Source organism: Caldicellulosiruptor sp. DIB 104C (assembly GCF_028198085.1).
In the GTDB taxonomy this organism is placed as follows: domain Bacteria; phylum Bacillota; class Thermoanaerobacteria; order Caldicellulosiruptorales; family Caldicellulosiruptoraceae; genus Caldicellulosiruptor; species Caldicellulosiruptor saccharolyticus.
The window spans coordinates 1,990,466-2,003,768 of sequence record NZ_CP116337.1; the positions used below are offsets into that span (position 1 = coordinate 1,990,466).

The 13,303-nt window shown below is 31.5% G+C and carries 11 protein-coding genes; 1 reads left to right on the plus strand and 10 read right to left on the minus strand.

The features are described 5' to 3' along the window. Positions 1-195 precede the first annotated feature (195 nt). The 3 genes from PGC14_RS09895 to PGC14_RS09905 all read right to left on the minus strand — a co-directional run bounded on the left by PGC14_RS09895 (position 196) and on the right by PGC14_RS09905 (position 1,997). A complete protein-coding gene (locus PGC14_RS09895; RefSeq protein ID WP_271628803.1) occupies positions 196-906 on the minus strand; it encodes a SurA N-terminal domain-containing protein in 711 nt (236 codons plus the stop codon). A 289-nt stretch (positions 907-1,195) separates the two neighbouring features. Continuing rightward, on the minus strand, positions 1,196-1,597 hold the full coding sequence (locus PGC14_RS09900) for an arsenate reductase ArsC (protein WP_011916208.1): 402 nt from the start codon (positions 1,595-1,597) through the stop codon (positions 1,196-1,198). Positions 1,598-1,649: 52 nt separating this feature from the next. Further along, a complete protein-coding gene (locus tag PGC14_RS09905; protein ID WP_039767221.1) occupies positions 1,650-1,997 on the minus strand; it encodes an ArsR/SmtB family transcription factor in 348 nt (115 codons plus the stop codon). A gap of 417 nt (positions 1,998-2,414) precedes the next feature. Between PGC14_RS09905 and PGC14_RS09910 the strand changes: the two genes are divergently transcribed. After that, positions 2,415-3,737: an ATP-binding protein gene (locus tag PGC14_RS09910; protein ID WP_271628804.1), complete on the plus strand. Its 1,323-nt coding sequence runs from the start codon at positions 2,415-2,417 to the stop codon at positions 3,735-3,737. A gap of 54 nt (positions 3,738-3,791) precedes the next feature. Here PGC14_RS09910 and PGC14_RS09915 read toward each other — a convergent pair whose 3' ends face one another. The 7 genes from PGC14_RS09915 to brxL all read right to left on the minus strand — a co-directional run bounded on the left by PGC14_RS09915 (position 3,792) and on the right by brxL (position 13,289). Further along, on the minus strand, positions 3,792-4,217 hold the full coding sequence (locus PGC14_RS09915; protein ID WP_011916205.1) for a PD-(D/E)XK nuclease superfamily protein: 426 nt from the start codon (positions 4,215-4,217) through the stop codon (positions 3,792-3,794). Between the two features lie 14 nt (positions 4,218-4,231). Next, positions 4,232-5,104 carry a DNA adenine methylase gene (locus PGC14_RS09920; RefSeq protein WP_271628805.1) on the minus strand — a complete coding sequence of 291 codons (873 nt, stop codon included), beginning with the start codon at positions 5,102-5,104 and terminating at the stop codon, positions 4,232-4,234. Between the two features lie 354 nt (positions 5,105-5,458). Beyond that, positions 5,459-7,264 (minus strand): UvrD-helicase domain-containing protein, encoded by a 1,806-nt coding sequence (locus PGC14_RS09925; protein ID WP_271628806.1) that lies wholly within the window; start codon positions 7,262-7,264, stop codon positions 5,459-5,461. Next, positions 7,261-9,006, minus strand: coding sequence for an ATP-dependent nuclease (locus PGC14_RS09930; protein WP_271628807.1), 1,746 nt, complete (start codon positions 9,004-9,006; stop codon positions 7,261-7,263). Before PGC14_RS09930 ends, PGC14_RS09925 begins: the two co-directional genes overlap by 4 nt. Before the next feature lie 306 nt (positions 9,007-9,312). After that, positions 9,313-11,061: a DUF262 domain-containing protein gene (locus tag PGC14_RS09935; protein WP_271628808.1), complete on the minus strand. Its 1,749-nt coding sequence runs from the start codon at positions 11,059-11,061 to the stop codon at positions 9,313-9,315. Continuing rightward, positions 11,018-11,149, minus strand: a complete 132-nt coding sequence (locus PGC14_RS09940) for a hypothetical protein (protein WP_271628809.1) — start codon at positions 11,147-11,149, stop codon at positions 11,018-11,020. Before PGC14_RS09940 ends, PGC14_RS09935 begins: the two co-directional genes overlap by 44 nt. Positions 11,150-11,234: 85 nt before the next feature. After that, entirely contained in the window at positions 11,235-13,289 is a 2,055-nt protein-coding gene (gene brxL / locus PGC14_RS09945) for a protease Lon-related BREX system protein BrxL (protein ID WP_271628810.1), read from the minus strand. Between the last annotated feature and the right edge of the window lie 14 nt (positions 13,290-13,303).

A 13,303-nucleotide genomic window follows, 5' to 3' on the forward strand; every position in this document is an offset into this window, starting at 1 on the left:
AAAGCTATTTGCTGCACTTTTTGCCTTCTTTTTATATTCCCTCCTTCCCAGCCAATCTTGTTTAGTAGCAAGCAGCTAATTTTTTATTATATTCAAAACACTTTTCTAAAAAAGTTCAAATTTTATGCGAAGTTAAAAAAAATAAAAACCACAGACTTTTCAAGCCTGTGGCCTTTTTCTATATAAATTCCACTTTTAAATACTCTTTTCATATATTGTTACTTTGGCTTTTTTCTTTAATGAATTTATATATTCCTTTCTGAAGTCTTCAATCACCAAATTCTTAGACTTGAGCCTAAACTCTTCAAATTTTGCATTAAGCAGTTTTTGAATTGAAAGCATACTTCTTGTTTGCTCAATAGCCTTTTTATCATATTCTTTTCTTGTTATTCCCCATCCTTTGATGAGTTTCTCAATTGTATCATTTGCAAGCTTTATACCTTCCACATCACCTGAAACTTTTCCACTTATTATCTCCTGCATTGTTTTCATTGCTTTCTCATAGTAGTCTTTTGCTTCTTTCTCTGATATAAAATATCCTTCTTTTTTAGCAGCCTGAAGCAAAAGGAAATGTTCTATCATGTCATTTAAAACCTCTTTTTTTGTCCTTTGCACGGGTGGCTTTAAAGAATTTGTCTTGTATTTCTTTGAAAGCTTCTGATAAGATTCTTTTTGAGACAAATAGCTTGCTTGTTCTAATGCATACACAATCTCTAAATCCTTTTTATAAATCTTCTCGCCATTTACCACTGCTACAACTCTATTGTCTTCTGACTGCTGTATTTTTTTTATTTTTTGTCCACATTCTGTCCAAATATCTGCTGAGAAAACTTTAGAAAAGGATATCAAGCTTATAGCTACGACTATTATCAATGAAAAACTTCTTTTAACTTTCTTTTCTTTCAATCTTCTTCACTTCGCTTCCTTAATTTACTATTTTTTTATTATATCAAATACAAGTTATTGAATCAATACTTTGAAGATTAATTGAGGACTTCAAAATAAAAAAAGAGCATTTCTTAACCTTACTTTAAGACATTATTTACTATTTTATAAAATCTCTTTAAATACATCGCCACGTTGACAAGTACAAGTTTGACAGGCACTTCAATCAGCAGTCCAATTACAAGTTGCAAAAGCTTCTTCTGCCCCCAAACCAAATGTTGAAACAGCAACCGTAATTGCAAGCTCAAAGTCAATAATACTGTTTTTTAATCCTCTCAATCAAATCCAAAACCTTCTTTTCTATCTCATCCCTGATTTTTCTAAACTCTTCGATAGGCTTTCCTGCAGGGTCACTCAAGCCCCAGTCTTCTTTGTGTTTGCAAGGTAGGCGTGGACATTCAACTCCACAGCCCATTGTGATTAAATAATCTACTTCTTTTGGAATATCAAAAATTGTCTTTGGATAGTGGCTTGAGATGTCAATTCCCTTTTCTTTCATAACCTCAATTGCCAGAGGATTGACTTTATCTGCTATCTCTGTACCTGCACTGTAGACTTCAATTAAGTCTTTGCCATAGTAACGTACAAAACCTTCTGCCATCTGGCTTCGGCAGGAATTTCCAACACACACAAAAGCAACTTTGGGTTTCATGCAAAACATCCCCTTTCTTCTTTTTAACCTTTTGTAAAAATCCCCTTGTTTTTTATTTAGTTTTCTCGCAGCTAAACCCTTTTTTCTTTTCTTCTTCACACCTTGCCAAATCGCTTTTAAAAAGTTCCTGCAAAGAAAGTTTTGTTTTCAAAAACTCACAAAACTCACCATATTCTTTGCAAAACTCATCAGATACGCGATAGTAAACCCACTGTGATGTTTTTCTGCAAGAAACAATTCTCTTGTTCTTTAGCTCATGAAGATGCCTTGAGACATTCGACTGAGTAAGGCCTAAGACCTTTTCAATTTCACACACACAAAGCTCATTTTCTAAAAGAAGATTTAAAATCCTAAGCCTATTTTGGTCACCCAAGGCCTTGAAAATTTCATCAAGATTCATACTTTCCACTCTACCTTTGTATGAGTATATTTGAATTTAATCATACACTATCAGATTGTTAACAGTTTGTCAATAAAAATTATGAATTTAATAGTAGAGACTTTTCAAAAGAGACTGGGTGTTCTAAAATAAATGTATAGACAAAGAGAATACCACTTTTATCAACTATCTTTAAAGGTTTTTTCCATTCCTTTAAGCAGAATTAATTGAAGGTGATGAAATATATCTTGAGAACACAAAAGCAAAGATTGTAATAGGAAAACTTGTTGAAATTGGAATTGGATGTGAGATAGATACCATTGAGTGTTTGGAAAATCTTTCAGTAGCTTATGGCTCTTCGGTTAAAAATCAAGGGAAAGTTGATTAAAACTTTTATTACAAAAGATTTTAATTTTGTTACAAAGGAGATATGCTACAATGGAGGAGAAAATAAGGCTCTATAGACTCTGTTTTGAAAGTTTAAAAGTCTATCGAAGCCTTCTTCATGATAGTGTTCTTGAAAAGCTGTATAATCTTATCTGCTATATTGACGACGGAAATCAGGATTTTAAAAAAGTTATAAATCTTTACAGTACAGTTTATTATAATCTTTTAGAAGCCAGCACAGGGTGTAGTTTGAAAGAATACATTATTGAGAAAATTATTTTTAGTGAAAATGCCTTCGCAAAATTATCAGCAAAAGGTATTAACAATATAGCAGTAGATGAGAGTCTAAAAAAAGCTGCAGCCCATGATTTAGACTGTCTTGAGTTTATATCAAACTTTTCAGGAAAAGATATTGAAAAATATTTGAAAAGCTTGGATAACTTCCCAAACTTTTCGGCTGAAAATTTTTTAGTGAGTGAAAGCACAAATGCCTTATCGCACACCACCCTTGACAATACTGTCAAAAATATCATTGAGAAGTTCTTGGATACAAGTCCTTGGAGTAGTTTAATTGAGGAGCTTGTAGAATTCCACAAGCAAAATGGCTTTGGAATCTTTGCAAGGTACAAAGGCTTTTCATGGGACGGAAATAATCTTGTGGGTATTGAAAATTTAGACCCAATAAGATTAGATAGCCTTGTAAATATTGACAGGCAGAAAAAGATTGTTGTTGAAAACACTTTGGCGTTTTTAAATGGCCAAAGGGTTAACAATGTCTTGCTTTATGGCAGCAGAGGAACTGGAAAGTCATCAACTGTAAAGGCGCTTTTGAACGAGTTTTCTCACATGGGTTTGAGAGTTGTTGAGGTGTACAAAGACCAGTTTTACACTTTTCCAAAATTAATAAGAATCTTAAGAGATGTACCGCTTAGGTTTATAATCTTTGTAGATGATTTGTCTTTTGAAGACATCAAGGAAAATTATACTAAACTAAAAGCCATTTTAGAAGGATCTTTAGAGGCAATGCCTCAAAATGTTGTGATATATGCAACCTCAAACAGAAGACACTTGGTAAAAGAAAGGTTTAGCGACAGAAATGGTCTTTCTGATGATGAAGTACACTTTAACGACACTTTAGAAGAAAAACTTTCTCTTGCTGACAGGTTTGGAATAGTAGTCACATACCCATCCCCAACCCAGCAGGAATACCTTGCAATTGTTGATGAGATTGCAAAGAAAAGGGGAATTGAAATTACAGAAAAGCTTCACAGGCTTGCTCTGCAGTGGGAAATGAACTACAACGGCCGCTCAGCAAGAACAGCTAAGCAATTTGTTGACTGGTATGAGGCACAGGTTAAAATGGAAAAGGGCTAAGGCAGTGGCAGATTTGCGCTTAGCCCTTCTGAGTTTTCTAATATCTTTCTACTTTTACAGTAATTTTAAATTTGATCTTTTGACAAAATCTTCAAAAGATATTATTTCTATCAAGTTCCCCTCTTTTATATACTCAACATGTTTTTGATTTAAATAGAAATCTTTTGCTTTCTTAGTATATCCTGTTCCACTGATTATAATATAAGCTTTTTTATACTTTGGATTTTCCTTTAAAATTTTAACCAAGGTGATTATCTCATAAACTATTTTTTGCTCTGCGGTCCCGTGTGTTTGCTGCCACTTAGCACTTATAATTATCTCATCATTTAAAACAAAATCAGCTTTATATTTATTCCCAAAGAGATCATTGCCAACCACAACTTGTTCCTTAAACGCACCAGGGTAATTTTCTAACAATGCTTGTTGAATCAACTTTTCATGAACCTTCCCTGTCCGAGTACCTCTTCCACCAGGTGACACAATAACACCTCTTTTCAATAATTAGTTATAATGACTTCTTTATGACCAGTCCTTTTCTCTGCAGTTGAATTAATGAGTCTTTTTGCCTCTATTACCTCAATGTTGTAATTTCTATAAAGATCTCTTATAAACTCTGAATCTGAGTTGCTTATCATAACAAAACAACCCTTTTTACTCAGGTTATCACAAACATTTTTCAGCCTTACTTGTTCCACTTTTGAAAAACCTGCGACTGTGTAGTCAGTAAAATTAGCTGTTTTGGACACAGGCATGTATGGAGGATCGAAATATACAAAATCAAACTCAGAAACCTTTTTCACCGCTTCTTCAAAGTCTGCATGTAAAATTTCAACAGATTGTAGCATTTCTGAAAAGGCAAATATTTCTTCACTGGTTGGCATTTTAGGATTTTTATATCTTCCAAAAGGAACATTGAATTCGCCTTTGGAATTCACCCTGTAAAGCCCATTGTAACAGTGTCTGTTCAAATAGAGCAATAACACTGCTTTGAGTAAGTTTTCATTTTCAATTGTACCCATATTTTTTATTTTAATAGAATTGTAAAGTTCTCTTGCCTTATAGTAATCATCTTCAGCGTTTTTAAAATCTAAATTTTTAATATAGTAAACTACCTCATCTGGACAATTTTTAATCGCAGTGTAAAGGTTTATGAGTTCAAGATTAATATCTGAAACGACAGCATTTTTCAAAATTCCTTTATTGTAAAGTTCTATCAAAAGTGCTCCGCCACCCAAAAAAGGTTCAAAATATGTGGAAAAATGGCTTGGCAGCTTTTCAAGCAAACTTTTTATTATCTGCCTCTTACCACCCGCCCATTTCACTATAGGCACAACCTTTTGGTGAAAAAAAGTAATTTGAGTCCTCATTGCAAAACCATACTCCAGATTTAAATTAACTATTGATTTGATTATACCATACATTTGTTTGGTGTGCAAGGAATAAATTTTTCTTAACTTTCTTAAGTTTTAAATTCAAAAAGTGAAACTGCTTTGATTAGAAATAAAATGGTGTTAAAACATTCTTTTTATTTTTTTTACACCTTGGTTTATTTTTGAGATAAATATCCTTTTTCAAGTTACATCTTTATGTTACTTATCTTTGTTTATTTATAGAAATATCTGTTTTAGAGGATAAATTTGTTTACTTAGAAACACAATTGTAATTTTCCTTTTACCCTATCGTAGACTTAAGTCACCTAAAATAAACACCATAATTTTCATTTAGAAAGCATTATTTTTTCTGTGTATAATTCCTGGTAATCTTAATAAACAGCTAAGCTTTGTCTGTTCTTCCTTGTTATTTTTATTTAATCTTTTTTTGCTCCATGTAAAATATACTTTTTTTCGTGCCCTTGTAACACCAACGTAAAAAAGATTCAATTCTTCATAAAACTCCTTTTCAAAGTTGCTATCTGCTTGATTCCAGTCAATTTCACATTCTTGTTTATTTCTACATTTACCACATAAACCTTTCCAATTTGGGAACGAATATTGTTCTAAATCAGGGAGAATCACATACTCCCATTCTAGTCCTTTTGCACCATGAATTGTGGAAATAATTATATTTGCATCTATGTATCCCATATATTGTTTCAGCGCTTTGTTTTCCAATACATCACGGATTAACTCTATCTTCTCTTCCATAGAAAGAAAATTAAAATCAGTAAATATCTTCTCCAAAAAAATTTGAAATAAATAGAATAATGAATTAACAATTTCTTTATCTTCATTCTTTTCATTTACAATTTTTCTTGCTTCTTGTATAATTTTATTGCAAATTGTTTTGTTGAATCTATTTTTATAAGTAGAAACTATATCAATAAATTCTTGAAGTAACATTTGGTGAAAATTAATATAACTTACATCTTCTTCGCTATATAGAGCATAAAAATACGAAATATTGTTCTTTCCAAATAAATCTAGAATAATAGAGGTGTTTTTGCTTCTTTGTTTCACCAAAATAGCAATCTTTGCTGATGGCGTTTGTCCTAATATTTTTTTTATCAAACTTATTATTCCATTAGCTTCTTCTATTTGATTTGAAAATTCAAGTATATCCACAATTGCATTTTTTTCAATAGCTGGATCTAGGGGATTTTGGGCAATTTTTCTGACATTCTTATCTAATGTTAACATATCCTCATTGCCATTATATCTATAATTCTTACTTAACTTAAACTCATACAAACCAAATTTTTGTTTAGCTTTTTCCATAATATTAGGAATTGCTCCAATAAAACCATATATTCTTTGAAGCGAATCACCCATAATCATAAGATGTGTATTTTCTGTAACCAATTTTTTTAATAATGTCCATCCTAAAATATTAGTATCTTGAAATTCATCAATTATAATAATTGGATAATAAGAGCGATAAAAATCTAATATTCGTTCATATTCACTAAATAACTTCAGGGTCAAAAGCAAAATAGCATTAAATGGAATATACCCATTTGGTAAAAAATATTCCTTTATCTTTTCTATGTAATACTCAAAGTACTTATTTAAATATTTTTTATTAAGTGTTTTAATAGCATCACTATAAGAAGATATTTGGTCTGCTACCTCAGAAGGCAAACCTATTTTTAATTCTACTAACTTTTCCGGTTTGTCATCATCTACACCCTTTAAATATTCAATTTTAGCAAGATTTTCATCAAGTAAATAGCCATATAACTTTAATATTCTCCGACAAAAACCATGATAATTTGAAACAAATACATTATTGTTAATTTCTAAAGGTGATATTAAAAAACGCGATAACAAAGATGGCAATATACTAGAAAGTTCTTTTTTAATTTTGTAAGCAGCATTCACGCTAAAAGTTAACACTAAAATTTTTTTGGGATTACAAATTTGTTTAGTAGCAATCATATAAGCTATCTTACTTATCATAGTTTTAGTCTTTCCACAACCAGCCGGCGCTTCTACTAATATTCTCTTTTTATCAGAAAAGATAACTTCTATTTGTTCATTATCATTGTTATGTTCACGTTTAATTATCTCTTTTATATTTTCTTCTATCATACTTCACAACATCCTTTCGCAAGATTGATTGCATATTTATAGGGTTCAGGTACAAATTCAACATCAATTTTTTCTCCTAAGAATCTTCCTAGTGTAACCGATTTATTAATGTCTAACCAAGCTAGAAACATAGCTTTTACAAGATCTAGATTTTTATAATTTACTATTTCAACAAATTTATAATCTCGATTTTCCCAGTTAATCATAATGTTATATGACTTACTTATTTTTTCTAACTTGCTTTTTTGTATGCTTCTGTTCAGTGAAGCATTATCATAATCTTTCACTATCTCAAATAGTAAATCAATTTTTTTACATAGAAGCATATTAACAATCTCCTCTTCAAAATCTTTAGCATTTGTAATTATTAGATTTTTTATACTTTTTATATCTTCGTCTACACCCTGATCTTTATCAACAATTGAAACAGATGGAATGTTAAAGTGTGACATTAAATTAGTAATTGGTTTTATGCTGTCTTTGCTATCTGCCCTTATAAAACTGACGCCATATTCATCTATATCCCCTAATATCTTATTAGCCCATAACGGCAACGCACCAAATTCAGTGTCACCTTCTACAATTACAACACACTTGGAAAATAAAGCTTCTTTAATATATTGCATATTTCGCCTCAATTGTTTTTCTAATTGAATATCTAATTTGAAATTCTTCCCACTCACTACTCCAATAGATTTATTGGTAGATGGATAAAATCTAATTATTTCCGAATATTCATCGAGAATAATGTTAGGAGAATGAGTAACTATAATTACTTGTCCATAAATTGTGTCTAAACCAAAAAGCTCTTTTAGTATTTTTTGAAAATTATCATCCTTATTGGTTATGATATTTTTTATATATTTAACTAGATTCCTTTGCATATATGGATGGAGATGAATTTCTGGTTCATCAACTCCTAACACTAAAGAAATTCCTTTTATTCTTTTCTCTCTTTCTATTTTTTCAAAAATACTTTTACTAAATCTTTTGTTCTCAAAAAGGTACATTATCTTCTCCAAAATAGAAAGCACAACTAGTAACAAAAATTGCACGCCGTAACCCAATTTTTTAATATCAAAACCTTGCTGATCCTTTAAGCAAAGTAATCTGAAAATTAAATCTTTAATGTTTTCTTCTATATCGGCAGAAATACCAAAGACTTTAAAAAGTCTTATATAATTCAGATTGTTGTTGATATATTCAATAATAGGTACCAATGTATCTCTGTTTATAAACACTTCGTTGTTATATTTATCCTCTTCTAACATTTTATCAACTAAATAGCTTAAAAACTTACCTACTCCTTTATTTTTGTAAAATGTTAATTCATCTCTTGGCATTCTTAAGGAATCATACTTAATAAAATTAATACATCGAATATCTTGTTTGGGAATTTCCATACCACTTTCTATGTGAAAATATCTTATACTATCCTCTGGAGTTTCTTGTTTTGCCAAAATATTAATTTTTTCACAATCTAGTGGATCAAATAAATCCCCAAACACTCCTTTTTCGGCATCTTCTAACATTAAAGTAAACTCTATTTCAATAGGTTCATCTTTTCTTAAAAAATCAATTTCTTCAAAAGCTGCTCTGTTAAAAAGTGTATCTAACATTTCTAAAAAATTTGATTTACCTAAATTATTCTCTCCAACAATAAAGTTTAAATGCGGACTTAAACATATTTCAATGTTATCAAGATTTCGATAATTTCTTATTTTTGTCCTTATAATTCTCATAAAACCACACTCCTTAGTTCTTAAGACTAATTATTATCTAATACTTTTTAAGTCAAAAATGAATTTTTTAAACTTTTCACATTTATAAAGATTCTTATTAGACTTATACTATTATAAACTCTCTATTTTGCAAAATTCTATCTATAATCCCTATATTTTGCTTCACTCGACTCCCTCATCAGCCACTCTTTCCTTTGGTCATTATCCAAAACCTTTTTAGGCAGCTCCTCTAATTCAACTTATCCGATATGTGCACAATACTTTTCAAATCTCACCACATTCAGCCTTCCCTTGAAAGTTTTTGGCTTATCCTATCAGCCTTTTTATCTCATTCAAAATTAGCTTTTCTCGTTTATTTATAAATCTTTCAAAGTTCTCTTTAATCTCCGAAGGTGTTAGATTATCAGTAGTGTTTTTTAACAATAAATACATTTCTTCATCAATGAAATGACCCTTTAATATCTTTTTCACCTTGTGTTCTGCTTCTTGTTCTGATAGGCCTTTTGATTTTTGAATTTCAATCATCTTTCTTATGTAATCACCTGGACTGCGACGAGATATGCTTCTGTTAGTATTTTCAAAAATCAATGTCCTGTTCATAATTGAGTCAACATCAACCTCTACCCCTTTGGCTTTCAAAAAGCTCACTGGAAAAATATGATGGTCATCAAGCTGGTTAAAAGCAATGTTCTCAGGATAATAAAAATCCTTTGCTCCGTTTTTAAATAAAAGATTGAAAATTCCGATATATTTTGAACTTCCCTTTCTCCTTACCTCTTTCAAAGTATATACATTACTCTCTAATTGATTTCTTAACTTTTCTACAACCTCAGGTATTAAGTTATTATTGTTAAACCATGCACATACTTCTTTGAAGTCTTTTGCCATAGCGGTTTCGGTAGAACCTGAATATCGTTCTGAAAAAACTGCACTCCAGTACCATTTTTCAATTTTATCTGTGTCAGGATGCTCAAATTTCAAAAAGAGTGCAATCATCATCGTGACAATGGGATAGTAAGGTAGCCACTTTTCAAAATCCACAATGCCAAAGTTATTTATCTGAAGCAAATAAGGCAATACCTTGTTTTCTGCAATATCAACCACTTTGGCCCAGCTCTGGTCTGAAAGAATGTTATTATCTATCTTTAGCATTTCTCGTGAACTGATATTTTTGTCCGCCGCTAAAGCAAGAGCTTGAATAAATGAATAGGGAACTGTGGTGTTATCTATTCTTCCTGCAAGTTTTTTAATATTAACACTATTTTCAAATACTTCTTCCCACTTTTCACGAAGTCTTATGAACTTGTAAAATCTTGCTACAAGAAGATCATAAATAGAAAGTTTTACACCACTTCTATTGATTTTTTCAAATAGAGCAGCAATTTCATCAGGTTTGTCATTATACGAAAGACCAAGCGATAGAGTAAAAATGTTATATTTTATCATGTTATCGATATAAGCAAATATTTTATTTGTTTCCTGGTCTTCAAATAACAATTTATACTCCCCAAACCATAATCTATAGAACTCAGGAATATGTTTAAACACTGTCAATGGCAATATTTTCTTCGCCTTTAAAACCTCAAGATTGTAATCTCCGTTTTCTTCAATAATCTCCTTGAACTCTCTCCATTTTTTTGACCAGCTGAATACCGCGTCCTCAATGTTATCTTCAGCAAGTTTTTCTAAATCAATAAAAAATGCATACGGATTTTCAGAATTACGTAGAGGAATATCAGGACTATATATAGCGTAAAATAAAGATGTAAGTCTTTGTTGTCCATCCAAAATTAATATCTTGGGTTGCTCACATATTTGGGGATTTACTTTCTCTGCCCCTTCTACAAAAATCACCTTAAAAGGAACACTTTGTGGATTCGTTTCTAAAATCAAAAAAGTTCCTATAAACATACCTTGAAGAAGTGATTTTATAAGCTCTTCAATGTCATATCTTGTCCAAACAAAATTTCTTTGAAAATCGGGTAGCATACATTCACCATTATAAGCCTTTCTAACTAAGTCCAACAAGTTCATCTGTCCTTGCTGGAGATTCATCAATTACTCCACCCCCTATACAGCCACTCCTTTCTTTGCTCATTGTCCAAAACCTTTTTGCAGCTTTCCCAGTCGACTTTTTCGACATGCTCTCTATATTTTATATCAAATGGATGTTTGGAATTTAAAACTTCAACTGTTTTAATGTTTCCATCCAGCCATCCTTTTCTAATTCAAACAGCACCTAAGGCTTTAAAAACTGCATCAATAGGGTCTGAGTAAAATATAGGCTGAATCTTTATCAATAAATCTGGCGGAACTGTTTGAAGGTCTACAACAGCTGAAGCAGGAATTAAAACTTTCTTTGCTCCTGCATCAACACATACCTGAAGGCAATTTGCAAAGTTGTCAATCTTCATTAACGTTCCTGCAAAGTTCATATTACCAAGAACAACAAGAGATTCCTGAACAGGCTTTTCCAATGACGCTGAGCAAAGAGCAATTAACTGTGCCACTGCAACCTCTTTTGAAAGTCCTATTCCCTGCAAATCAGTTATATGCATTAAAAAATCTTTTGTTTTTGTAGAAATCGACGCACTTATTTGCTTAGAGTTGGCTGTAAAGTATCTAAATGCTGTATCAAGGCTTTCTTTCACTTCTCTATCTGAGCCAACACCACTTTTTTCAAACTTTCCTGTTCCAGATACAACCTGCGTTTCTATTTTATAAACTCCTATCATTCCTGAGGATGAATGTCCAACAGTGTAAACAACTCCTGGTTTCGATAGTCCTTCGGGTATCAGTTTACCTCCTCCTTGCTCAGGCACTGATACATATTCTTCTTCCATCGTTTCTCTATCTATAAATGAAAAATTAACATCATAAAATTCCATACCGCCAATTTTCTTAAGTTGTTCTTTTACTCGTCTTCTACCTATTAAAGCATAAGTTAATATCTCTTTTAAATCTTCCTTATTAAAGTTTCCGTCAGGATATATGAGCTTTATTAAACCTGAGACAGTCTTTTTAACAGCAATCACATCTCTCTGGTTCAAGTTATTACCAAGCTTGAAGTATTTATCTATAACATCAGTAAAAGTTCTTTTTCTCATCTCTCTAAAAAACTCTGAAATATAGTCAGATATAAATCCATATCTGTCTGTTAAATACTCAGGTCTCATTTTGGGAATTTCCCAGCCAGGCAAATAATAATGCATTCTATCAAAAAAGGCTGAGTCATTTGCAATCTCTTCTGGAAATGGCGCAAACAAATGCGATGTTTTAACCAGCACATCAACACTTTGATTGATATTCCCTATAAAAACTAATGAAGCTGATGCACTTATTTCTTCTTTACCCCTTGCAAATGAACCGGAAGCCATGTAATCCTTCATAATTTGAATTCCGTCTTTATCTTTAAACCTAATTCCTGCGACTTCATCAAACGCTACAACATCCCAAAGTCCAACAAGACCTACTTTTCTTGTTGACATGTTGTAAAAAAGGTTTGCAACTGTACTTTGTCCACCTGATACAAGAATGCTATTAGGTGAGAGTTCTTTATAAACATGAGACTTACCAGTTCCTCTTGGTCCAAGTTCGCATAAATTGTAGTTGTTCTCAACAAACGGCACAAGTCTTTCAATTAAATGCCATTTGACGTTATAAGGAAAATGAGTGGGTTCCAAACCTGTTGAGCGAATTAAAACATCAATCCATTCTTCCTTTGTAAAATATTTCCTCGCATCCAGAATTTCATTAATATCAACTTTGGGTATTTGAATAGGTTTTAAACTCGATATATTAAATGGATTCCTATTTCGTGCCTCTTCATCAAAAAAATAATTTATTTTTAAAATACACCATATTCCGCCCTCTAATAATTTTTCAAATTCTTTAACATATGAAGGTGATATTGGAACGTTTTTTATGCCCAAATTGGAAAATTCTGCTTCATACCTGTCAATTTTTTCATTTAATCTTACTGTTATTTTATCAATTATGGTATATTGCCCAAATTCTCTTATCTTTGATTTTACTTTTTCTGCCTCATCAGGTCTTACATAATTCTCAGCTAATATCTTCTTAACTCTATTTATACCTTCTTCAATACTTTCCTCATCATCTGTTGCACAATACATACCAAGCAAGTATTCAAGAACATAAACAGGAACATTGAAGCCCTCTTTTAGAGCTTTTGTTAAATCCTTTCTAACAACTCTGCCCGGAAAATATTCATTCAATTTTTTATCCAAATCTGTCCCTAAATATTGTTCCTCCTTTGGCATTTTAAAAGCCCTCC

Excerpts from the sequence above, each read along its gene's own strand:
- PGC14_RS09900 (WP_011916208.1), bottom strand. The coding sequence starts at position 1,597 with ATGAAACCCAAAGTTGCTTTTGTGTGTGTTGGAAATTCCTGCCGAAGC.
- PGC14_RS09905 (WP_039767221.1), bottom strand. The coding sequence starts at position 1,997 with ATGAATCTTGATGAAATTTTCAAGGCCTTGGGTGACCAAAATAGGCTT.
- PGC14_RS09910 (WP_271628804.1), top strand. The coding sequence starts at position 2,415 with ATGGAGGAGAAAATAAGGCTCTATAGACTCTGTTTTGAAAGTTTAAAA.
- PGC14_RS09920 (WP_271628805.1), bottom strand. The coding sequence starts at position 5,104 with ATGAGGACTCAAATTACTTTTTTTCACCAAAAGGTTGTGCCTATAGTG.
- PGC14_RS09925 (WP_271628806.1), bottom strand. The coding sequence starts at position 7,264 with ATGATAGAAGAAAATATAAAAGAGATAATTAAACGTGAACATAACAAT.
- PGC14_RS09930 (WP_271628807.1), bottom strand. The coding sequence starts at position 9,006 with ATGAGAATTATAAGGACAAAAATAAGAAATTATCGAAATCTTGATAAC.
- PGC14_RS09935 (WP_271628808.1), bottom strand. The coding sequence starts at position 11,061 with ATGAATCTCCAGCAAGGACAGATGAACTTGTTGGACTTAGTTAGAAAG.
- PGC14_RS09940 (WP_271628809.1), bottom strand. The coding sequence starts at position 11,149 with ATGTCGAAAAAGTCGACTGGGAAAGCTGCAAAAAGGTTTTGGACAATG.
- brxL (WP_271628810.1), bottom strand. The coding sequence starts at position 13,289 with ATGCCAAAGGAGGAACAATATTTAGGGACAGATTTGGATAAAAAATTG.